Raw genomic sequence first — 19,927 nt, forward strand, 5'->3', positions numbered from 1 at the left:
ATTAAACGAAACGGCGGGCGATGTCCGCTATCGTTTGAATGCCTTTTTCCAAGTCCGGTAAGGATGCGTACGAATAGGAAAGACGCAGGCTTTGCCGGTCTTCGGGAAGATAGAGAGCTCCCGGATTGATCAGCACGCCGGCCTCCAAGGCACGGGTGAAAAGCTTCTGAACGGCGATTGCTTGATGAAAAGTGACCCAAATATAAAAGCCCCCCTCCGGCACACGCCACTCCGCAATATCTCCCGCGTATCTTTCAAGAAAACGCAATGCCGCATCTCTCCTGATTTTGAGTTCCTTTCTGAGACGCAAAAGACGCGCTTCATAGCGGCCGCTTGACAGCCATTGACATGCCGCCCATTGAGATAAAGCGCTGGAGCCGTAATCCGTCTGCATTTTAATATCGGCGAGCCTGTCTGCAACCGGCTCAGGGGCGACGACCCATCCGATGCGCAGACCCGGGCTTACGGTTTTTGACAGCGTGCCGATATACAGTACATTCCCCTCACCGTCCATGGATTTTAACGGAGGCGGCGGTTCTTTATCGATCCATATATCACCGTAAGCGTCATCTTCAATGACAGGCAGACGGTGATTTCTTGCGAGCGCGATGAGTTCCTTCCGCCGCTTAAGGGACATTACCGTTCCGGTCGGATTATGGAATGACGGAATGGTGTACAGCAGCCCTGCTTCGTATTGCCGACGGTAAGCGGGAAGATGATCCGTTTTGATTCCGCTCTCATCCATCGGCACTCCCTTAAGCCTGACGCCCGCTGATTGAAACACACGCAGGGAATGGAGGTACGACGGATTTTCAGTCAGCATGACAGAGTTTGGCTTTAACAGCCCGATTGAAATGAGCTGAAGCGCCTGCAGCGCGCCTGAGACGATTACGATGGATGCCGGGGACGCGTGAATCTCCTTTGTTTTTACATGTTCCGCGACGCTTTGCCGAAGCTTCAGGCTGCCCTTCGGCTCTTCATAGCCGAGCGCAAAAATGTTAGTTCCCGCTTCACGGAACAGTTCGGCCATCTCCTTCTCAGGCAGAAGCTCTTGACTCAGCTCACCCGTCCCCAGCCTGATCAGATCCGGACGCGGCTCGTTTTGATTAATGGCCTGAACCAAGGCTGAATTCGGCTGATGACTCCCCGATGTAACGTATGTGCTCCAATCAAGGGGCTTAGCCGCTGCCATGATGCTCCACGTACTGTTGACGACTTTTGTGCCTCCCCCTCTTTTTCCTTCCAGAAGACCTTGGGCGATTAACTCATCAACTGCTGCCGTCACTGTGCTTCGGTTGACCTGAAGCTCCTCGGCGAGCTTTCTTTGTGAGGGAATTTTCGTGCCGATGGTCCATTCGCCATGAAGTATTTTTTCTTTTATATGCTGTTCGATCTGGAGATAAAGCGGTATGTACGACTCCCGATCCGGACGCCAGCTGTTCATACGTCATCCCTCCTTCTTTATTTATTATACATTTGGCTGGTTCAAGTACCAGCCAAATGGACGGAGACATCAGCACATAGTGCGGCTACAATGAGATTTAGTTGACGATTGGAGGGTTTTACGATATGAATGCCATTCTTCACGGAGTGATGCTCGCTTTCGGCCTTATTTTGCCATTGGGCGCGCAAAATGTATTTATTTTTCAGCAGGGAGCCTGGCAAAAACATGTGTGGCAGGCGTTTCCCGCAGTGATTGCCGCCGCGGTATGCGATACGATTCTCATCATCGCGGCCGTCGCAGGCGTTTCAATGATTATTGCAGAGATTCCCGTTTTTCAGACCGTCATGCTTATAGGCGGCTTTTTGTTTCTCAGTTTTTTAGGCTGGCAGACTTGGAGAAGCAAACCGCAGGCCGAACAGGCGAAAAAAACGGTTTTCTCGGCAAAAAAACAGGCGGTCACGGCCGCCATGGTATCCCTTTTGAACCCGCATGCGATTTTGGATACCGTCAGTGTCATCGGCACAAGCTCCGCCGCCTATCCGGGAATTGATAAATGGCTGTTTGCCGGTGCTTGTATAGCGGTTTCCTGGGTATGGTTCGCCGGACTGGCATTCGCGGGACGGCTCGTCCAAACGGCGGATACAGGAGGCCGGCTCCTCGGCATCCTAAATAAATGCTCGGCATTGGTGATGTGGGGTGCTGCTTTTTATTTTGCGGCGCTTTTGTTTCGATAAAAGGAATTCGGCCAGGTCATGTTGAATGTACGGAAGGAAGAGGGGGAATTGGAATGTCAGACATTTTAAAGCTGTATCACTACCACAGATGGGCAAATGAGCAAGTTATTCAGCATCTGAAGACCCTGCCCGCGGCAAGCTTACAACAGAAACTGGATAGTGTTTTTCCGACTGTGAACGCCGTGCTTGTACATATATACCGGGCTGATTACATTTGGCTTCACGTGCTTTACGGAGAATCTTACGAACAAATCGTCTCGCAGTTTGATCAATTTGAAAAGCTTGATGGAGATTTTGAGGCGATTGAACATAGAATGACTGAACTGGACAAAGAATACAGCAAATTTTTAAGAGAATTGGAGAACACGGAAGGCCCGATCTCCATTTCTCATCCGCGCATGGGAACGCTCCGGACGACATATGCCGATGTGATCCGGCATGTTGTGAATCACGGCACATACCATCGCGGCAATATAAGCGCGATGCTTCACCAAATGGGCTATAAAAGCGTGCCGACTGACTACATTTTTTTCTCATACGAATCATAAAAAAGCAAAGGCCTCCCGGGCCTTTGCTTTTTCACTTCGAATCTATCATAATCCGGCATATCCGAAGGCGCCCGGGGTAAGCTTTACAGGCCTTCCGGTTTTAAAAGATTCCGTCGCGGCGATCCCGATTTCTAAGTTAATCGTGGCATCGACGTCTGTCACAATCGGCATTTCCCCTTTTTTCACACATTCGGCGAAGTGCTCAAGCTCCAGACGGTAAGCGTCTTTAAAGCGGGCTTGAAAATCCGGAATTATTTCGTAGCTGCTGCCTGACTCCGTTAAAATGGTGACATGGCTTTTCCGCAGCGTACCGACCAAGATGCTTCCCGCCGTCCCGATAATTTCGGCTCGGATATCATGCCCGTACGGAGAATTTCGGCTTGCCTCCACATCGCCGGCCGCGCCCGAATCAAATTCAAGATACGTTAATGCCTGATCAACGTCGCCGCACTCTTCCATGAACGGGTGCTTTAAAATCCTCCCGTGCCCGCTCACGGACGTAACTTCGGCATTCATGAGATATCTCGCGATGTCGTAATCATGAATCGAACAGTCAATGAAAAGCCCTCCGCTATGTTTGATAAATTCCGCGGGCGGTGCGCCTTGATCTCTTGTAAATCCTTTATAATAAATGGGCCTGCCGATTTCCCCGGCGTCGATTCTTCTTTTCGCGTCGGCGTATGCCGGATCAAACCGCCTCATAAAACCGACCTGGCAGATGACGCCCGTTTCTTCGATTTTTTTCATGACTTCTTTAGATTCCTCAAGACTCAGGGTGAGCGGCTTTTCAACAAAGATGTGCTTGCCGTTTTCAGCAGCCTTCATAATCATTTCCGCATGTGTGCTCGTCGGTGTGACAATGATGACGGCATCAATCGTGTGATCTTCCAACAGGTCATACGGATTCTCCGTCCATTTGGCGATTCCTAATTCTTTCGCCCACGCTTCCGCCTTTCCCTTCATCGGGTCACAGACGGCCGCAAGCTTGGCTCCCCGCACTTCGCTGACTAAATGCTTCGCATGAAAATACCCTAATCGTCCTAATCCCAGCACCGCACATCTGACTTGATCTGTCATCTATCACCGCTCCTTTTTTCTTGAGGCCGCATGCCGCAATTGCGCAAGCGGTTTCTCTCATTAAATAGAAATCATTATTTTGAAAGCGCTTTATTTATAACCCAAGCTGTTTGCTTTCTTTTCTTGTAATCCGCAGTATATGCGCAAGCGCTTTCTCGAATCTGTTTTAATTTTACAATGCTTTTCTCTCGTTTGACAATGTTTTCACAGAAAAAAACGCGCCTTATCGCTGCGGGCGCGTTTTTGCCGGTGCCGTAGAATGTCTGATGACGAGTTCCGGAGATAAAATGATTTTGCTTTTTGTTTTTTTCTTCCCTTGAATCTCATCAATGAGAAGTTCAACGACACGCCGCCCCATTTCGCGTATGGGCTGAGAAATCGTCGTGAGCGGCGGTGCCGTCATTTCAGCGAGAATGGTATTGTCAAAACCGATGACCGACAAGTCTTCCGGCACCCGAATGCCCCGGGAGCGCGCCGCCTGTATCGCCGCGCATGACAAGACATCATTAAAGGCGAAAACGGCGGTCGGAAGGTCTCTGTCAAACAGCTCACCCGCTGCCTGTTTTCCGCTTTCCAGCGAATATTCCGTCGGTATGATCAGCGATTCATCTAGTGTCATCCCCGCTTCCCGCATCGCTTTTCGAAAGCCTTTGATTCTGTCTCTTTCACCCGTCGTCGAACCGTTGCCGACGATACAGGCGATTCTTTTATGGCCTAAAGATATGAGATGCTCAGCCGCCGTATAGCCGCCGAGAAAGTCATCGATAATGACGACGTCCATCGGCGCGAGCGGTTTATCCTGCGTAATCATCGCAAGCGGGATGCCCGATTTCACCATATCATCAAGCGCTGTGACGCTGTCATCATGATCAAGTCCCGTCGCGAATATAATGCCGTCCGCCTGCTTCTGCCGCAGCATCGAAAAATACTTCGTTTCTTTTTCAGGCTGATAATCGGTGCTGCAGATAATGATATGAAACCCAAGTGCACCGGCGCTGTCTTCAATGCTTTTCGCCAGTTCCCCGAAAAACGGGTTTGAAATATCCGGGGTGATCAGGCCGATCATATTCGTCTTTTTGCCCGTCAAAGCGGATGCGTGAACATTCGGATGATAGTCCATCTCCTCCATGACACGGAGCACCATCCGGCGGGTTTTGTCACTGATCCTCCCCGTATTGTTGATGACCCGCGAGACCGTCGAGATAGAGACGCCCGCTTTTTCGGCCACGTCGTAAATTGTCATTTTCATGCTTACCGATCCCTCTTCTGTTCTCTGGTTTTAGGTCAGTCCGTTTTCCGGCTTACGAATTTGCGGTATTCAAGCGGCGAAAAGCCTTCAATCTGTTTAAACAGTTTGGAAAAATAGGTTGGGTCCTCCATGCCGATGGCGTCCGCGATCGCCCCCATTTTGTAATTGGTTGCGGACAAAAGACGTTTCGCCTCCGTCATTCTGACTTTGTTCGTATACTGGCCCGGCGTGACGCCGAGCACCTGCTGCATGCAGCGGGTCACGTAGTCTTGGTTGTAATGAAGAGCCGAAGAGAGCGCTTTGATGGTTGTTTTCTCCTGATAGTGCTCCTGCAGGTACCGGGCGGCCTCCCATGCGACTCTTTCCTTTGCGGACGGGATTTGGAACGCTTCTTTCTGAAGATGGAGCAGCAGCTCTTCAAACAGAATCTGCTTTCTGAGCGGCAGATCGGAGTTCTCTGCGCTGTCATCGGTCAGCACACTGAATTGCCCGGCCATAAACTGCGGGCGTCTCACCTTCCCTTTTTGCGGCAGGGACAGGCGGTAGCGGGACGGCTCTTCAAAGCTCCCTTTTTTTCGCCTCAGCTCCGACCAGTTGTTCCCGGTTGTTTCCGTCACCTCATAATCCGCTCCTTCAAAATGAAGCCACGAATAGGATGTCGTTTCTTCACTGCCTTTTGTCCCGTAATGTTCAAGCCCGGGAGAAAGCAGAATATATTCTCCCGCTTCAACGGAAAAGGCGTTTTCGTCTTCTGTAATGTAGAGGACGCCTTCTTTCACATACAGCAGATCAAACACCGGGAAGACCCGTCTCACATGGGTTTCGCCTTTTTTGAACACTCCTTCTCCCGCAGCGATAAAGACCGGGAACGGAGGAACTGTGAACTCGAGAAAGGACATATTTTCGGCCCTCCTTTTTAAGTCGGATTTTTGCAAGAAGTTTCGTTTCTCTCCCTTTTTATTATAAGAAAATGGAGGTACACTTTTAAACGTTGATTTTGTCAGGAAAGGGGTTAAAAGAAATGAAACAAGCGATTTTAAAACGGGCTGCGTTCAAACAATCCTCTGATCACAAACTCTCATTATATGCGCTGACTTGGCCGATATTTATTGAGGTTTCATTATATATGTTTATGGGAAACGCCGACACTCTTATGCTTAGCCAATACTCTGACAACAGTGTGGCGGCCGTGGGTGTCAGCAATCAGATTTTAAATTTAATTATCGTGATGTTCAGCTTTATCGCTACGGGTACGACAATTGTGATTTCACAGTTTTTAGGATCTAAACAGAAAAAAGAGGCGCAGGAAGTGGCTTATGTATCAATAGGAGCGAACTTTGTCATCAGTCTCGCCATCAGCGCCGCCATATTTTTTGCGGCCGTTCCGCTGCTTCATGTGATGGGTCTTTCCAATGAATTGATGCCGGATGCCAAAGTCTTTTTGCAGGTGGTCGGCGGGCTGTCCTTCATTCAGGCTTTGATTATGACATTCAGTGCCATTTTAAAAAGCTACGGTCATACGAAGGATACGATGTTCGTTACGATCGGGATGAATATTTTAAATATTGCCGGAAACTTTCTTGTCATTTTCGGGCCGCTCGGCCTTCCGGTGTTAGGCGTCGCCGGTGTTGCGATGTCAACGTCCTTTGCGCGGATCATCGGACTGATCGCGATGGTTGTGATCGTCAAAAAACGCATCGGACTCGGTCTGACATGGCAAAAGATTTTTCACGTCCATAAAGAGCACTTGCGGAAACTCCTGAAAATCGGGATTCCGTCTGCCGGCGAACAGCTGTCTTACAACATTTCACAAATGGTTGTTACTTATTTTATCGCCATTATGGGCGCTCAGGCGCTTACAACAAAGGTTTATACACAAAACATCACCATGTTTATCCTGCTGTTCGGAACGGCGATCAGCCAGGGCACACAGATTTTGATCGGCAGATATATCGGCGCCAAACGGTTTGACGACGCTTATGACCGCTGCATGAAAAGTCTGTACTGGGCGCTTGGCATTGCCGCTTTGACATCCGTGATCATGACCTTGTTTTCAAAGCAGCTGATCGGAATTTTCACAAGCAGCCCTGACATTATTGCGACGGCGAGCATGCTGATCGCCATGACGATCATTCTTGAGCCCGGCCGTTCATTTAATGTCATTATTATCAACTCGCTGCGGGCTGCCGGAGATGCAAAATTCCCCGTTTACATGGCGATGATTTCCATGTGGGGTATCGGACTGCCTCTCGCTTATCTGTTCGGCATCCATTTCGGATTGGGGCTTATGGGCATCTGGATTTCATTTATCGCGGATGAATGGGTCAGAGGCATTCTTATGTACAGAAGATGGCGGTCGCGGATTTGGATTCAAAAAGGGATTGCATAAACGCCCGAAGCTTCGTTAAGAAGCCGGGCGTTTTTTTATGCTTGCGAAAGCTGTTTTCTCATGTCACCGAGCTCTGACCGGTAATGTGCCAGCAAACCGGTAACGGCGGGCCTTGAGTATAACGGAAACAGCTCCAGCTCTTCAGACGCCTCCTCGAAATACGCCTCGGCCTCGAATGCGATGTACTCCCATACATTCATAAAAGCTTTGTTGACGGTATGGCTCTCCAGCTCTTCTTCCGTATAGCCGAATTGCATCATCACCTGGCGCGGTAGACGCTTTTTCGCCCGCTCGTCTGTATGGACCCCCAGAAGCACCCGGGTCAGCTGAATGGCTGCTCCTAATGAAACGGCTGCATGGCGGAGTTTCTCTTGGTTCCGGCGCGCGCAAACCGGCAGCAGTAGCAGGCCGAGGGCTCCGCCTGTTTGGCCCGCGTACATCAGCAGGTCATCAAACTCTTGATAAGTTACTTTTTCTCTGTCAGAGATTTGGCCGGCGATAAACTCACGTAACGGCTCTTCTTCAAGCGCAAATTGCTGCCGCACATCGGCGAGCGCTTCCCACAAAAAGCCGTCGGCGTGTGTCCCGTTCAGAAAGTCTTGTGCCGCCTGTTCAAATCCCCCAAGTTCCTGCACATCAAGCCGGTCAGCTTCGTGAAACAAAGCAAGCACCGCCCATGCGGCCCGCCTGTTTTTTGGCGGCAGGGTTGAGAAAGTCCGCTTATATAAAGGAAAGTGCGCCTCGGCAAGCTGGACGCATGTTTCGTATTCGGTCATGGTATCACTCCTCTGTTTTTTAGTGTACCATATGTTTCACAATAAAAAGACCGATATCCTTCAGCGGAAACCGGTCGCGGCACTGTTATTCTTCTATATCGATACGGTACGCCTCAAACCATGTATGGATCTGGGCAAGATGGGCGATCAGCTGCGGGCCTTTCATCAGCTGGCCGAACCACGGAACCTGAAAAGATGAACCTTCTGTCTCCAGCAGCATTTCCAGCTTCTTTCTGTCAAGCAGGGTGTGAAGCACGGAATCTTTCTGTTGTAAAATCGTTTTCAGCCATTCTGTGACCCCCTGCGTGTATTTCGGGTGATGCGTTTTCGGATAAGGGCTTTTTTTGCGGTACAAAATATCTTCAGGAAGCAGTCCTTCAAGCGCTTTCCGCAAGATGCCTTTTTCCCGGCTGCCATGCATTTTCATTTCCCAAGGAATATTCCAAACGTATTCCACAAGTCTGTGGTCGGCGAACGGCACCCGTACTTCAAGACTTGCGCCCATGCTCATGCGGTCTTTGCGGTCGAGCAGATTTGTCATAAACCAAAGCATATTTAAGTAGAACAGCTGCCGTCTCGCTTTATCTGTTCCCGTCTCACCGTCTAACAGCGGCGTTTCCGCAATGGTTTCTTCATATCTCGCATTCACGTATTCTCTAAGATTCAGCCGTTTTTGCCACTTTTCATCCAAGAGCGTGATCCTCTCCTCAGTCGACCTCATCCAAGGAAATCCGTCTTCTTCTGCTGCGGTGTGAAACCACGGATATCCGCCGAAAATTTCGTCCGCGCATTCTCCGGAAAGGCTCACGACAAAATCTTTTTTAATTTCCCGGCAGAACCATAATAGCGATGAATCAACATCAGCCATGCCCGGCAGGTCTCTGACGAGAACGGATTCCTCCAGATGTTCAACAAGCTGATCCTGCGTAATCACGCACTTATGATGCTGTGTGCCGTATGCATTTGTCATTTTATCGATCCACGGGCCGTCATCATTCGGCTGAAAGGCGCTCGCTTTAAAAAATTTGCTGTTCTCCTCATAATCAATTGAATAAGTATGAAGGGGATCTCTGCCTTGTTTCTCAAAATGAGCGGCGGCTATCGCGGTTATCGCGCTCGAATCAAGCCCCCCTGATAAAAACGTGCAAACCGGCACGTCAGATACGAGCTGGCGTGTCACTGCATCCTGAAATAAGTACCGAATGTGAGCCGCGGTTTCATCGAAGCTGTCTGTATGCTTTTCGCTCTTTACATTCCAATAACGCCATATGGACAAACCGTCCTTTGAGAAAGTGAACGCATGAGCGGGACGCACCTCGTGAATTCCTTTAAACACCCCGCAGCCCGGAGTTCTGGACGGCCCGAGTCCGAATACTTCCGCAAGTCCGCCGCTGTCTGTGCGGGCTTTCACATCAGGATGAGCAAGGATGGCTTTCAATTCCGACCCAAACAGAAAGGAAGAGCCGTGTTCTTTATAAAAAAACGGTTTGACGCCGAGCCGGTCTCTTGCCCCGAACAGCCGCTCGCGCTTTTCATCCCAGATGGCAAAAGCGAAAATACCGTTCAAGCGGTTCACGCACTCCTCCCGCCACTCAATATAGCTGTGCAGCAGCACTTCTGTATCAGAGGTCCTCTCAAAACGGTGGCCCCTCGCCTGAAGCTCCTTCCGCAGTTCCTCCGTGTTATACAGCTCGCCATTATAAATGATCGTGTACGTCTCCTCTTGATGCGTGCAGGCCATCGGCTGGCGGCCGCCTTCAATGTCAACGACCGAAAGTCTTTTATGTCCGAATAAAACATGGGGCTCTCCCCAGACGTTTGAATCATCAGGCCCTCGTTTTGAAAGAGTGTCTATCATATTGTTCATAATATGTTTCTCTTGGACGAGCTGCTTTTGAAAATCGACCCAACCCGCAATTCCACACATGTGATATCAGCTCCAATCCCGTTTCTGTCGGTATCAAATTCGTTTCTATCAGCACTTTACCCAGTTTATGCAAAGAAACGCAGATAGTTGATTTGTCCCACTAAGAGTTGTATGAGACAAGCCCGATTTGGAAAGAACGGAAGAGAAGAAACAAACAAAGGAGACCGGCACGGTTATGAAACGAAAACAGCTTTTCTCAGAAAAAAACAAATGGGGGCGCGGCACCCTGATGATAGAGGACGGCATCTGCCTCGTCGAAAACGATGAAGGCGATATCCTGCTTGCAGACAGTCTAGGAAACGCAGACGTATTGATGAAACGCAGCGGCAGATGGCAGCCGGCACGGATTTGCGGCGGTGCGGCCGAAATCGGCGCAGACACCATCCCCCTGCTCGGCGGGGAAGAAATCCGTTATGAAAAGCCGGTCAAACGGCCGCTGTTAACCTTGCTCGATTCGCTGGACGATGAAACGTTTCTGCTGTTTCTCAGCCATCTTCACGGGTTCGGCCTGTCTGTATATGATTGCGTATTTTCCTACAATCAGGCGCTGTTTTCCGGTGAAGGCGTTTCGTTTTATCACTTCTCGGCGGATGACGCACAATGCGCCCTGCAGCATCACCGCGGCAGCTCGGGTAAACACGACAGATTTGAATGGACGGCATCTGACGGGCGGCGCTCCATTATGTATTCAGCGGCAAAACAAGACGGCACCGCATAACAAACAGAACGGCACTTTTAAATAGGTGCCGCCTGATGTATTTAGCTTTGTTTTTCACGCTGATTGACGCCCGGCGTTTGCTTTTACCCTTTACAGCCGTAGCTTTTGCGGTAACGAGAGTGATTGACGCTGGCACAGTTGCGCAAAATGTATGCGCAACTAAAAAAACCCGGATGCATCCGGGTTTTTCAAGCGACTGATTAAAATACGTGAAAGCCGATCGGCAAGTGAAGGCCGAGCAGCACCGTCAGGACGAGCACGATAATAAAACCGATCCACAGTCCGCCGGTTGATTTGCCTTTTTTCTTACGGATGACGAGCATTTCCATCAGTCCGATGGTAATGATGCCGAGCAGCATTTTTCCGGCGTATTCTCCGTTCCAATTCGCAAAACGGACAAAAAGCTCAGCTCCGGTCAGAATAATAATAATGTAGAATAAGCGCAGAATCATATGCGTAATTTTTGCGCCCTTCGCTTTTCCGGCACCGTACAGCCCGTAGCTGACAAATACCAGGATAAGCGCAACGACCCATGAAGTAATATGCCAATGTGTCATTATGTTCAATTCCCCCTATCAGATCAATCTGCCTCACTTATGGTACCACAACAAGCCGCCCGGAGCATTATCAATCGTGCGAAAGACACACAATTATCCGATTTGGTTCGACAGCGTGCCGATCGGTTCAATTGTAATGTCAATGCGGTCCCCCGGCTTTAAAAATTTCGGCGGCTTAAACCCTTTTCCGACACCGGACGGCGTCCCCGTCGCTATAATGTCACCGGCTTCAAGCGTCATCCCTTTTGACAGCGTCTCGATTAATTCAGCTATCGGAAAAATCATGTCGCCCGTTGATCCTGATTGGCGCAGTTCTCCGTTCACCCGCGTTTCAACTTTCAGGCTTTGCGGATCACTGACGGCCGACTTATGTACAATGACCGGGCCCATCGGGCATGTCGTATCCAGGCTTTTGCCGATAAAAAACTGTTTATGTTTTTTCTGCAGATCGCGCGCTGTTATATCATTTACAATTGTATAGCCGAATATATGATCAAGCGCATGTTCTTTGGAGATGTGCGATCCGCTTTTTGATATGATTACCGCAAGCTCCCCTTCATAATCAAGCTGCTCCGTTACGTCCAAGTGGCTGTTCACTGTTTCTCCGTGTCCTGTAACGGCAGCGGGGGCTTTCGTAAAAACCATGGGATGCTCCGGTATATCAACCTCACTCCCCATTTCAACGGCATGATCACGATAATTTTTCCCGATGCAGATCACGTTCTTTGAAGGTCTCGGAATAGGCGCGCAAAGCTTTACGTCAGACAGCGCATACATAAATGAACCCGACTCGTCATTCGGTTTTTTCGCCCATTCCGCAAGCTGTCCGGCATGCGCGACAAACTTATCTCCTTTTTGAATGCACTCGATCAGCGAACCCGGAATCGTCTCAAGTTCAAACAATTTTTTTTCAGCCTTTTGCAGATCTAAGATTTTGTCATCATCAATGATCAGACCGACAAATTTTCGGCTGTTCAGTTCCCCTGTCGCAAATTTCATGTTAATCCCCCATCATTTTTAAATCTGGCATTCCTTTATGTATTCTTCCTCCGGGCGGGAAATTCCTCTTTTAAACAGGCTGAAAATAAGTGTAAAAGAGTATCAAAAATTGTCACTTTTTTAGTCATATTGACGAAATAAAACCTTCTTGGACAAAATGGGTTATACTATTATCATCCTATGTTTTCCAAAATAATCGAGAATTGGAGATCACACGATGAACAAAATTGAAGAAAAAAGATTAACTTTATTCGAGACAGCGCAAAAATTCGGAATCAATGCGACGGAGACCATCAGGTGCAGCCAGGAGCTGGACAGCCTTTTAAACGGGTGCCGGGGCGGGCTCATCCAACAAACGAAAGACAGCGGGCTGAACCCGTCCGTACAGATTGAGCACGGCCGCACCGCAGGAAAAAAAGAGGCTTTCTCATAAACGTGATGTGTATATAAATCTGTATCATTTATGTATAAGGCCCGGCATGCGTATAGCGCCGGTGTTTTTACGTCTAAAGTTTTTTCCGCTCACAAAAATGTGCATTTGTCATAAGCTATTTTAGGCAGGCAGCCCAGATAAGCTCCTGGAGTGCAGTCATGAAAATCTTCACGAAAAGGATGTGCTCGTATGCCCGCAATTGTCGGAGCGTTTAAAATTAATGCCGTCGGTACGAGCGGAGTCGTTCATATAGGCGACTGCATCACCATTTCTCCAAAAGCAGAGGTTAAGACATTTGCCGGAGCGGGCAGCTTCAATACCGGAGACAATCTCACACTGACGAATTACAGGAATTCAACGAATGTGTACGATAATGATGTAATCGACCAGCCGATGGCAGGAAACGCATAAAGGAGGCGCCGTATGAATTTTTACGTCAATCAGTCGATCCATATCAATTACATGCGTGTAGAATCTGTCAGCAATTCCTCCATACTGCAAATCGGAAGCGCCGGTTCAATTAAATCTCTTTCCAATCTGTACAATACAGGGAGTTATGTTGAGCCGGCGCCGCCTGTCACCGCGGGGCAGCAGACTGTAACAACAGGGGGAGGTCCCGGCACCTCATCATTTGTACCGCTCCAGCCGCCAAGCCGGTAGTTTTAATGAAGGAAACGAGACGCGAGGTGAATGTCATGTATGATCAATCCGTTTCATCCTATCTGCAGAATTTAAATTCTTTCGTCCAGCAGCAGGCGCAGCAGATTCAGGAGCTCGAACGGCAGCTGAAAGAATTCCAAAATGAAATTTCAACGCTGAAGCAGCAGCCTTCTACAAGAATCGATCGGCTCGAGTATAAATTTGATCAGCTGAAAATTGAACGGCTGGAAGGAACGCTGAATATCGGATTGAATCCGACTGATCCGAATGCCGTGCAAAACTTCGAAGTCGGCCAGACATCTCCGCAGGTCGGAATGATGCAGCAGGAACAGGCGGGCCAGCAAATGCAGCAAATCCGTCAAAACGTCGATATGTACCTGAATGAAGAAATCCCCGCGCTTTTAGAGAAGCTCGAAACTCAGTATGAGAGCAGGCTGGACGAAGCGAACAAATATCATATTATTGAAGATATCAGAAAGCAGATGGACAGCCGGATTCAGTATTATCTGTCCCATGTCCCGAAAGAAGAAAATACGGCGCCCGCGCAATATGCCGAGCAGATTGCCGAACATGTGAAGCGTGATATTGTCAGGGCCGTCGAGCACTTTATTAAGCACATACCTGGTGAAATGAAAGGTGATGATCCGTCATGATTTTTACAGTGATTAACCGGAATATTGAAGTCGGCGACATCCGGTCTACCGGTGTGTCCAGTTCTTCCTTATTATTAATCGGCGACACCGATTCCGTCTATCTGTCTTCTATCTTTGACACGCCTCCGGAATCTCTTATTATCGGGCCTTATGTGCCGCTGGCGCCGGAATAATGTTAAAGCGCATTTCACGCCTCCGGAACGCCAAAATCAATTCAGTCGGGATTGCGAGTGTCTTTCAAGCAGGCGATACGAATGAAATCAATATGCGGGTCAAAGTATTGGCCGATCAGCGTAGTCTTGCTGTATACAGAGATGATGAAGGCTCATTTAACAAAAAAGAATACCAGATCTTTCGGCAGCCGGCCGTCATGCCGTTACCGGAAACGGGAGTCCAAAGCGCATTCTGCCATGAAAACCCTTCAATTCGGGTAAGGAATGTGAAAGTTCAAGGGGTATCGTCAGCGTCCGTGGTTCAAATCGGATCGACGTCGATCGTTCTGGGAGATTCGCGGCTGAAACATATTAGGCAGATCTTCACATCAAGCTCACAATCACAGCAGCCCTGACATATAATGACGGTGAGACTTCTATAAAGGGTGTCGTTTATGCCAGCAATTACCGGACCTATAGCTATCAATTCCATATCGGGCGGAGTCGTAAACTTTGGTGATTCCTTTTACCTTTCTCCAAAAAGCTCTTCTAAATCTGCGCTCGGTTCGGGAGCAGGCAATACCGGAGATTTCCTGTTATTAAACAACGTTGTCAATGCGACAAACTATATAGACCCCGATGTCAGCGATCAAAATGTGGTCGGAAACGCCTAAAAAGCAGCCGCTCTTTCAGAAGAGGGCTGCTTTTGGTTCAGCGTTATGTTCGTTCATTTGCTTTTTTTGTTTTTACAAGCTTTTTTGGCGGCTGTTTTCTGATCCATTTTACAAACCGCGCGAGTTTCGGGTCACGCCGCAGCTCTTCTATTCCCGCGAGCCTTGCCGCAAGCTCCTGATTCGTATAGAGCGCGTGAACCTGTTTATGACAAGGGATGCAGAGCATTGCGGTCGGAAGGAATGTCCCGCCTTCTTCCTTAGGCGTTAAGTGGTGCTCCGTCAGCCGCACATGATGGCGGCCGCATAATTCACATGTGCCCTCGGCAGAATCGGCCATAATTCCTTCTCCTTTCTACATGATCTCCAATGTGACCCGGGTGCCTTTCCCACCCGGTTCGGACGGATGAACGATTAATTTTTTCGGCAGACGCGCTCTCAGCTCCTGCACATGGCTGATCACTCCGACGGATAAGTTGTCCGATTGCAGCTTTTCGAGCGCTGTGACAACGGTGTCTAAGAGCCCTTGGTCAAGAGTCCCGAATCCTTCATCTAAGAAAAAGAATTGCAGCGGGTATTGCCCCCGCAGCTGAATCTGGGCGGACAAGGCAAGTGCAAGCGACAGCGATGTCAGAAACGTCTCCCCGCCGGAAAGGCTTGATACGGGCCGTTTGACGCCTCCGTTCGCATCATCACGCATGACGAAACCGCCTTCTGAATCGACTAATATGGCATACCGCTGCCTTGTCAGCGCTCCGAGACGGGCAGAGGCGTCCCGAGCCACGCTTTCCAGCTGTTCTTCCGCTAAAAATTCGACGAATGTATTGCCTTTACATACAGACTGGAGCTTATCAAGCCTGTCAATCTGTGTCTGCCAGCTTTTCAGTTCGGCTTCAATCTCTTTAAAGCGCTTATGCTGTTTTTGCATAACCGCGTAGGCTTTTGCCTGTGCTCCTTTTTCCTCCATGGCGGCGCCTGACTCAGCCTCTGCCTGCTTCAGCAGAGAAACGGATGCTGTCCATTCTTCCTCCGATATCCGGCGGTCGGCTAATTTATCAGTAACACGGCTGATATTTGCCGATAGCTGTTTTGAGGTGTCCAGGAACTCATCTATTTCTTTTTTCATTTCCTCTGCACGCCCTTGCGGAAGCAGACTTTTTTTGACTTGGTCCGGCTCGGTAAACCCGGTGTCTTTTGACCTCACGCGCCAGTCGTTTTGCGCTTTCTCAAGGGAAGTCTCAGCATCCCTGAGTGACATGAGACTCCCGGATTCCCGGCCTTTTGCGTCATTCAGTGATTGCTGCGCCTGCTTCAGCGCGTCGAATAAGGACTGTTCTTTCGATTTTAACAGCTGTAATTCCTGCCGCACCGCTTCAAGCTTTGCGGAAATTGATGTTTCTTCAGCTGCTGTTCCGAGCTCTTGTTCATATCCGTCAATCACCTGCTGCAGGCGCTCAGACGCATAGTGAAGCTCGAGCCGTTCCCGTTCAAGCCGATGCTTCATCTCCTGCAGGCGTTCTTTCTCCTCTTCATGTTCCTTGAGGAATGCGATGCTTGTTTCAATGCGCTTCTCACATTCTTCTGCCTGCCTGTCCTTCTCATCTATCGAAGCCTGCCAGGCGTCAATCCGGTTTGGCGGAATATCACCGCAGACTTCGTTGTACTGATTCAATCGGCTTTCTGACAGCGATTCAAGCTCTTCTAATGAATGTCTGAGACGGTCGGCTTCTTTTTCCTCGTAGCGGATTCGTTCGGCCAGCTGCTCAGCTTGTTTCACCGTCTGCTGATGCGCGCTGATCAGTCTTGTGACCTTCTCTTTTACCGACAGCATATCCTGTTTCATTTGTTTCCACTCCAAGCGGACGGCGCTGAACGCTTCATCAAGCGGGCGTCCGCTGATGGAGGAAGCGGCTTCCAGCTCCGGAACCCGGGCGCTTTGCAGAAACGGACATTCTTCGGTAAAACGCCCCGACTGTTCTTCTAATGCAACCTTGGCTGTCAGCACTTCCTGAGAAAGAGCCGCCGCCTCAGAAAGCAGCGCTTCAACCTGCTGCAACTGTTCCTGTACAGCCGTATCAGGCGAGAATGTTTCATGAGCGGAACGCGGGCGGTCATGCTGCGTCGAGCCGCATACAGGACAAGGCTTTCCTTCGATTAGTTTTTCCGATAATTCTTTTGTTAATGCAGCCGTTCTCGCTTCCTCTGAGCGCCTGCGGAGATCGGCTTGCGTTTTGTCAGCCCGTTCGGCTGCAGCTTTTAGTGAACGCTCCGTTTCACAGACCATATGGTAAACGGTTTGAAGCGTTTGATAAGCGTGCGTAATGTCTTCCTCTTCGATTTTCGCTTTCGCTGTGAGCGACTCGCTTTCTCCGTTCAGCTTCTCCATGTTTTTCAGCTGCGTTGTCAGATTGGCCCGTTCTTTCGTGATTTGTTCCTGTGTCTGCTGAAAGCCCGCCGCCAGCTGTGCTGCGGTCTGGCATTTTTTCCGTTCATTGGCGGTCACTTGAACTGCTTTCAGCTCTTCTTTCAGCTCATTCTGCCTGTTTTTACCGCGGGTCAGGCGGTCTTTCACTCCGGCCAGCTGTTTCGAGGCGGCTTCGTATTCTTCCTCTTTTTTGCTGTGTTCCGCATTTGTTTTTTCCGCTTCTTTTTTCGCTTCAAGCAGTTTTTGTTCTATGGCTGAAAGTCTTTGATACAGCTCATCTTCCTTGACAAGCTTCGGCTCCTGTTCGGCCTTATGGGCCCGCCATGCTTCATAGGCTTCATTTTGCCGGGTAAATGAAACGGTTTCCGCCTCTGATTTCCGTTTGGCCAGTTCGTGCTCCTGTTCGGCGCGCTGCTTCCGGCGGACGGCTTCTGTGTAACGGTCTGCGTACGGCTCAAGGGCGAGAGCTGTTTCCGCCTCTTTAAGACGCTCAGTCAAATCCGTGATGTACGGGCGTCTTTCCTCAAGCTTTTTCTCCCGGCGCTCATATTCATCTCTTTCTGTCTGCAAGTTCCAAATTTCCTGGTGATTCTCAAAACGCTCTTTTGCCCGGACCCGTTTCTTCTCAGCTGCTTCAAGCCGTGCGTTCGCTTCGTGAAACTGCTGTTCAGCCTGCTTCAGCGCATCTTCTCCTGCGTCTCCGAGGCCGGATTGTTCGGCCAGCATTTCATTTTTTTTCGCTGCCGCTTCCTGCGCCCGCCTCCGCAATTTTTTGACAAGCCTGTCCCCGTACTGTTCCAGATTAAACAGGCGCTGGAGCATATGTCTTCTTTCCGCGCCTTTAAGCGACAGAAACTCGGCAAACTTTCCTTGCGGCAGCACGACGGCTCTTGTAAAGTCGTCAATGGTCAGGCCAAGAAGCTCCTCTACCTTTTTGTTCACTTCATTCGCTTTATCGGCCAGCACCGTTTGTTCGTCTTTGATTTCAATCAGGCGGCAGAGGGCGGTTTTTACTTTCGTTTCATCCGTTCTCTTAAAAACGCGCTCGACCTTGTAGGAAACCCGGTGGCCGGATTGAAGCGCGAATGTAAATGAGACGGCGAGCTGATCTTCGGCATGATTCAGGATGCCGTGCGTATTATTTGCGGCGCGCTCCACTTTTCCGTATAAAGCGAGTGTCATGGCATCAAGGATCGACGATTTACCGCTTCCGGTCGGCCCGAAAATCCCGAACACCCCGGCTCCTGACAGTCCGGCAAAATCAATGGTCTGTTCCTCCCTGAAGCTGTGGAGCCCTTTTATCGTTAACAGAATCGGCTTCATGTCGCATCCTCCTCATCATCTGCTGACGCAAGCTCTAAAAACAGCTTGACCATCTCCTCATCCGGCACGCCGCCGCCCGTTTGTTTTTCATAAAACTTCTTAAATCGATCCTCAATTGATGTGTGTTTCACTTCAATCCGGTCATTGCCGGTCTCTTTTTCTTCAAAAACCGGCCTGATATGGATAAAGCCGGGATGCGCCTTTCTCAGCCGATGAATTTCCTCGAGAGAAAGCTGATCCGTCAAATGGATATCAAGGTCGATCCAGGCATTCCGGTCACGCCCTTCATCGAGCCAGCCGTGAACCTCGCTCAGCCCCTGCGCTTTCCATTTGACGAGCGGTTTACCGGAAGACAGGAAAACCTCTTCCCACTTCGCTTCTCCGCCGGGCTTCGCTTCTACCACCGTCACCGATTTGGCATAACCGGCTTCTGAAAAGCTGTATGCGAGCGGAGAGCCTGAATAACGGGCAGCCGTCTTGGCGCGCTTGATCGTTTGCGGACGGTGGAGATGGCCGAGAGCCACGTAAGCCGCATCAGCCGGCAGGCTGTCAGCGGCAACTGTGTAAGCGCCCCCGACTTCAATCGGACGCTCTGAATCGGTCTGATTTCCCCCCGCGACATAAATGTGGCTCGCCGCAATTTTCACGGCATCGTGCCGGCACAGTCCGCACATGTGAGCAAACGCCTCTCTGATTTTCACATCGTAATGATCGCGAAGAAGCTTTTCCTCAAACGTATCAGAAAGCACTTCGTTTAATCTCGCCTCTGACGGATATGCCAGCGCGGCTACGGCTAACAGCTCGTCCGCCGACGGCACCTCAATATGCACGGGTTCTGTCCGCGGATAGCCGATTAAATGAATGCCGCGCTCATTTGTTAACGGAGAAGCCGCCGCCAGCCTGTCGGGATTGTCATGATTTCCGGCAATGACGACAACCGGGCGCTTTCCGCCGTCAGAAAGCGCGGAAAGACTTTCGTAATACAATTGTTCAGCGAGCGCAGGCGGGTTGACCGTATCAAATACATCCCCCGCCATAATGACCGCATCAATGTTTTCTTCCTTGACAATGGTATTCAGCTCTTCCAATACCTCGGCCTGCTCGCTCAGCCGGCTTCTGCCTTCCAGCGTTTTGCCGAGGTGCCAGTCAGCTGTATGTAAAATGCGCATACCGCATTCACCTCACTTTTTGA

General features: G+C 49.8%; 22 protein-coding genes. 11 read left to right on the top strand and 11 right to left on the bottom strand.

From position 1 onward, the window contains the following. Nucleotide 1: 1 nt before the first annotated feature. On the bottom strand, nt 2-1,444 hold the full coding sequence (gene pdxR / locus RUW00_RS14285) for a MocR-like pyridoxine biosynthesis transcription factor PdxR (RefSeq protein ID WP_280145004.1): 1,443 nt from the start codon (nt 1,442-1,444) through the stop codon (nt 2-4). A gap of 125 nt (nt 1,445-1,569) precedes the next feature. Here pdxR and RUW00_RS14290 point away from each other — a divergent pair, with 125 nt between their 5' ends. Both RUW00_RS14290 and RUW00_RS14295 read left to right on the top strand, forming a co-directional pair. Beyond that, entirely contained in the window at nt 1,570-2,178 is a 609-nt protein-coding gene (locus RUW00_RS14290) for a LysE/ArgO family amino acid transporter (protein WP_014417385.1), read from the top strand. Nucleotides 2,179-2,231: 53 nt separating this feature from the next. Continuing rightward, a complete protein-coding gene (locus RUW00_RS14295; protein ID WP_280145003.1) occupies nt 2,232-2,726 on the top strand; it encodes a DinB family protein in 495 nt (164 codons plus the stop codon). A 45-nt stretch (nt 2,727-2,771) separates the two neighbouring features. Here RUW00_RS14295 and iolX read toward each other — a convergent pair whose 3' ends face one another. The 3 genes from iolX to RUW00_RS14310 all read right to left on the bottom strand — a co-directional run bounded on the left by iolX (nt 2,772) and on the right by RUW00_RS14310 (nt 5,951). Then, complete coding sequence (gene iolX / locus RUW00_RS14300) at nt 2,772-3,803, bottom strand: scyllo-inositol 2-dehydrogenase (RefSeq protein WP_280145002.1); 1,032 nt, start codon at nt 3,801-3,803, stop codon at nt 2,772-2,774. A 223-nt stretch (nt 3,804-4,026) separates the two neighbouring features. Beyond that, nucleotides 4,027-5,052: a LacI family DNA-binding transcriptional regulator gene (locus RUW00_RS14305; protein ID WP_014417382.1), complete on the bottom strand. Its 1,026-nt coding sequence runs from the start codon at nt 5,050-5,052 to the stop codon at nt 4,027-4,029. A gap of 35 nt (nt 5,053-5,087) precedes the next feature. Next, nucleotides 5,088-5,951 carry an AraC family transcriptional regulator gene (locus RUW00_RS14310; protein WP_280145001.1) on the bottom strand — a complete coding sequence of 288 codons (864 nt, stop codon included), beginning with the start codon at nt 5,949-5,951 and terminating at the stop codon, nt 5,088-5,090. 122 nt (nt 5,952-6,073) lie between these two features. Here RUW00_RS14310 and RUW00_RS14315 point away from each other — a divergent pair, with 122 nt between their 5' ends. Next, a complete protein-coding gene (locus tag RUW00_RS14315) occupies nt 6,074-7,441 on the top strand; it encodes an MATE family efflux transporter (protein WP_022553576.1) in 1,368 nt (455 codons plus the stop codon). 35 nt (nt 7,442-7,476) lie between these two features. Here RUW00_RS14315 and RUW00_RS14320 read toward each other — a convergent pair whose 3' ends face one another. Further along, nucleotides 7,477-8,217 carry a squalene/phytoene synthase family protein gene (locus tag RUW00_RS14320; protein ID WP_280145000.1) on the bottom strand — a complete coding sequence of 247 codons (741 nt, stop codon included), beginning with the start codon at nt 8,215-8,217 and terminating at the stop codon, nt 7,477-7,479. An 85-nt stretch (nt 8,218-8,302) separates the two neighbouring features. Continuing rightward, a complete protein-coding gene (gene asnB / locus RUW00_RS14325; RefSeq protein WP_014417378.1) occupies nt 8,303-10,144 on the bottom strand; it encodes an asparagine synthase (glutamine-hydrolyzing) in 1,842 nt (613 codons plus the stop codon). 175 nt (nt 10,145-10,319) lie between these two features. Here asnB and RUW00_RS14330 point away from each other — a divergent pair, with 175 nt between their 5' ends. Next, entirely contained in the window at nt 10,320-10,862 is a 543-nt protein-coding gene (locus RUW00_RS14330) for a DUF2777 family protein (protein ID WP_209388079.1), read from the top strand. A gap of 200 nt (nt 10,863-11,062) precedes the next feature. On the opposite strand, the gene RUW00_RS14335 is transcribed toward RUW00_RS14330, so the two are convergent. After that, nucleotides 11,063-11,419 carry a YisL family protein gene (locus RUW00_RS14335; RefSeq protein ID WP_003155128.1) on the bottom strand — a complete coding sequence of 119 codons (357 nt, stop codon included), beginning with the start codon at nt 11,417-11,419 and terminating at the stop codon, nt 11,063-11,065. Between the two features lie 93 nt (nt 11,420-11,512). Next, nucleotides 11,513-12,418, bottom strand: coding sequence for a fumarylacetoacetate hydrolase family protein (locus RUW00_RS14340; protein ID WP_280144999.1), 906 nt, complete (start codon nt 12,416-12,418; stop codon nt 11,513-11,515). A 217-nt stretch (nt 12,419-12,635) separates the two neighbouring features. Here RUW00_RS14340 and RUW00_RS14345 point away from each other — a divergent pair, with 217 nt between their 5' ends. From RUW00_RS14345 to RUW00_RS14375, 7 genes are all read left to right on the top strand, one after another. Further along, the gene (locus RUW00_RS14345) at nt 12,636-12,851 is read left to right on the top strand and encodes an aspartyl-phosphate phosphatase Spo0E family protein (protein ID WP_014417374.1); all 216 of its coding nucleotides are present in this window, start codon (nt 12,636-12,638) and stop codon (nt 12,849-12,851) included. Between the two features lie 189 nt (nt 12,852-13,040). Beyond that, nucleotides 13,041-13,262: a spore germination protein gene (locus RUW00_RS14350; protein WP_003155135.1), complete on the top strand. Its 222-nt coding sequence runs from the start codon at nt 13,041-13,043 to the stop codon at nt 13,260-13,262. 12 nt (nt 13,263-13,274) lie between these two features. Beyond that, nucleotides 13,275-13,511, top strand: coding sequence for a spore germination protein GerPB (locus RUW00_RS14355; RefSeq protein WP_007409164.1), 237 nt, complete (start codon nt 13,275-13,277; stop codon nt 13,509-13,511). A gap of 35 nt (nt 13,512-13,546) precedes the next feature. Then, nucleotides 13,547-14,164: a spore germination protein GerPC gene (gerPC, locus tag RUW00_RS14360; protein WP_014417373.1), complete on the top strand. Its 618-nt coding sequence runs from the start codon at nt 13,547-13,549 to the stop codon at nt 14,162-14,164. Then, nucleotides 14,161-14,337, top strand: a complete 177-nt coding sequence (locus tag RUW00_RS14365) for a hypothetical protein (protein WP_003155141.1) — start codon at nt 14,161-14,163, stop codon at nt 14,335-14,337. The genes gerPC and RUW00_RS14365 overlap by 4 nt, the downstream gene beginning before the upstream one ends. Beyond that, entirely contained in the window at nt 14,337-14,732 is a 396-nt protein-coding gene (locus RUW00_RS14370; RefSeq protein WP_014417372.1) for a spore germination protein GerPE, read from the top strand. The genes RUW00_RS14365 and RUW00_RS14370 overlap by 1 nt, the downstream gene beginning before the upstream one ends. A 39-nt stretch (nt 14,733-14,771) precedes the next feature. Continuing rightward, nucleotides 14,772-14,990, top strand: a complete 219-nt coding sequence (locus tag RUW00_RS14375; protein WP_003155143.1) for a spore germination protein — start codon at nt 14,772-14,774, stop codon at nt 14,988-14,990. A gap of 43 nt (nt 14,991-15,033) precedes the next feature. On the opposite strand, the gene RUW00_RS14380 is transcribed toward RUW00_RS14375, so the two are convergent. From RUW00_RS14380 to sbcD, 3 genes are read right to left on the bottom strand one after another with little or no spacing between them, the layout of a single operon-like run. After that, on the bottom strand, nt 15,034-15,327 hold the full coding sequence (locus RUW00_RS14380) for a hypothetical protein (protein ID WP_017417418.1): 294 nt from the start codon (nt 15,325-15,327) through the stop codon (nt 15,034-15,036). A gap of 15 nt (nt 15,328-15,342) precedes the next feature. Further along, a complete protein-coding gene (gene sbcC, locus RUW00_RS14385; RefSeq protein ID WP_280144998.1) occupies nt 15,343-18,735 on the bottom strand; it encodes an exonuclease subunit SbcC in 3,393 nt (1,130 codons plus the stop codon). Further along, nucleotides 18,732-19,904: an exonuclease subunit SbcD gene (gene sbcD, locus RUW00_RS14390; protein ID WP_315956660.1), complete on the bottom strand. Its 1,173-nt coding sequence runs from the start codon at nt 19,902-19,904 to the stop codon at nt 18,732-18,734. The genes sbcC and sbcD overlap by 4 nt, the downstream gene beginning before the upstream one ends. Nucleotides 19,905-19,927 lie beyond the last annotated feature (23 nt).

The organism is Bacillus sp. IS1 (assembly GCF_032461585.1).
Taxonomy (GTDB): domain Bacteria; phylum Bacillota; class Bacilli; order Bacillales; family Bacillaceae; genus Bacillus; species Bacillus velezensis.

Excerpts from the sequence above, each read along its gene's own strand:
- pdxR (WP_280145004.1), bottom strand. The coding sequence starts at position 1,444 with ATGAACAGCTGGCGTCCGGATCGGGAGTCGTACATACCGCTTTATCTC.
- RUW00_RS14290 (WP_014417385.1), top strand. The coding sequence starts at position 1,570 with ATGAATGCCATTCTTCACGGAGTGATGCTCGCTTTCGGCCTTATTTTG.
- RUW00_RS14295 (WP_280145003.1), top strand. The coding sequence starts at position 2,232 with ATGTCAGACATTTTAAAGCTGTATCACTACCACAGATGGGCAAATGAG.
- iolX (WP_280145002.1), bottom strand. The coding sequence starts at position 3,803 with ATGACAGATCAAGTCAGATGTGCGGTGCTGGGATTAGGACGATTAGGG.
- RUW00_RS14305 (WP_014417382.1), bottom strand. The coding sequence starts at position 5,052 with ATGAAAATGACAATTTACGACGTGGCCGAAAAAGCGGGCGTCTCTATC.
- RUW00_RS14310 (WP_280145001.1), bottom strand. The coding sequence starts at position 5,951 with ATGTCCTTTCTCGAGTTCACAGTTCCTCCGTTCCCGGTCTTTATCGCT.
- RUW00_RS14315 (WP_022553576.1), top strand. The coding sequence starts at position 6,074 with ATGAAACAAGCGATTTTAAAACGGGCTGCGTTCAAACAATCCTCTGAT.
- RUW00_RS14320 (WP_280145000.1), bottom strand. The coding sequence starts at position 8,217 with ATGACCGAATACGAAACATGCGTCCAGCTTGCCGAGGCGCACTTTCCT.
- asnB (WP_014417378.1), bottom strand. The coding sequence starts at position 10,144 with ATGTGTGGAATTGCGGGTTGGGTCGATTTTCAAAAGCAGCTCGTCCAA.
- RUW00_RS14330 (WP_209388079.1), top strand. The coding sequence starts at position 10,320 with ATGAAACGAAAACAGCTTTTCTCAGAAAAAAACAAATGGGGGCGCGGC.
- RUW00_RS14335 (WP_003155128.1), bottom strand. The coding sequence starts at position 11,419 with ATGACACATTGGCATATTACTTCATGGGTCGTTGCGCTTATCCTGGTA.
- RUW00_RS14340 (WP_280144999.1), bottom strand. The coding sequence starts at position 12,418 with ATGAAATTTGCGACAGGGGAACTGAACAGCCGAAAATTTGTCGGTCTG.
- RUW00_RS14345 (WP_014417374.1), top strand. The coding sequence starts at position 12,636 with ATGAACAAAATTGAAGAAAAAAGATTAACTTTATTCGAGACAGCGCAA.
- RUW00_RS14350 (WP_003155135.1), top strand. The coding sequence starts at position 13,041 with ATGCCCGCAATTGTCGGAGCGTTTAAAATTAATGCCGTCGGTACGAGC.
- RUW00_RS14355 (WP_007409164.1), top strand. The coding sequence starts at position 13,275 with ATGAATTTTTACGTCAATCAGTCGATCCATATCAATTACATGCGTGTA.
- gerPC (WP_014417373.1), top strand. The coding sequence starts at position 13,547 with ATGTATGATCAATCCGTTTCATCCTATCTGCAGAATTTAAATTCTTTC.
- RUW00_RS14365 (WP_003155141.1), top strand. The coding sequence starts at position 14,161 with ATGATTTTTACAGTGATTAACCGGAATATTGAAGTCGGCGACATCCGG.
- RUW00_RS14370 (WP_014417372.1), top strand. The coding sequence starts at position 14,337 with ATGTTAAAGCGCATTTCACGCCTCCGGAACGCCAAAATCAATTCAGTC.
- RUW00_RS14375 (WP_003155143.1), top strand. The coding sequence starts at position 14,772 with ATGCCAGCAATTACCGGACCTATAGCTATCAATTCCATATCGGGCGGA.
- RUW00_RS14380 (WP_017417418.1), bottom strand. The coding sequence starts at position 15,327 with ATGGCCGATTCTGCCGAGGGCACATGTGAATTATGCGGCCGCCATCAT.
- sbcC (WP_280144998.1), bottom strand. The coding sequence starts at position 18,735 with ATGAAGCCGATTCTGTTAACGATAAAAGGGCTCCACAGCTTCAGGGAG.
- sbcD (WP_315956660.1), bottom strand. The coding sequence starts at position 19,904 with ATGCGCATTTTACATACAGCTGACTGGCACCTCGGCAAAACGCTGGAA.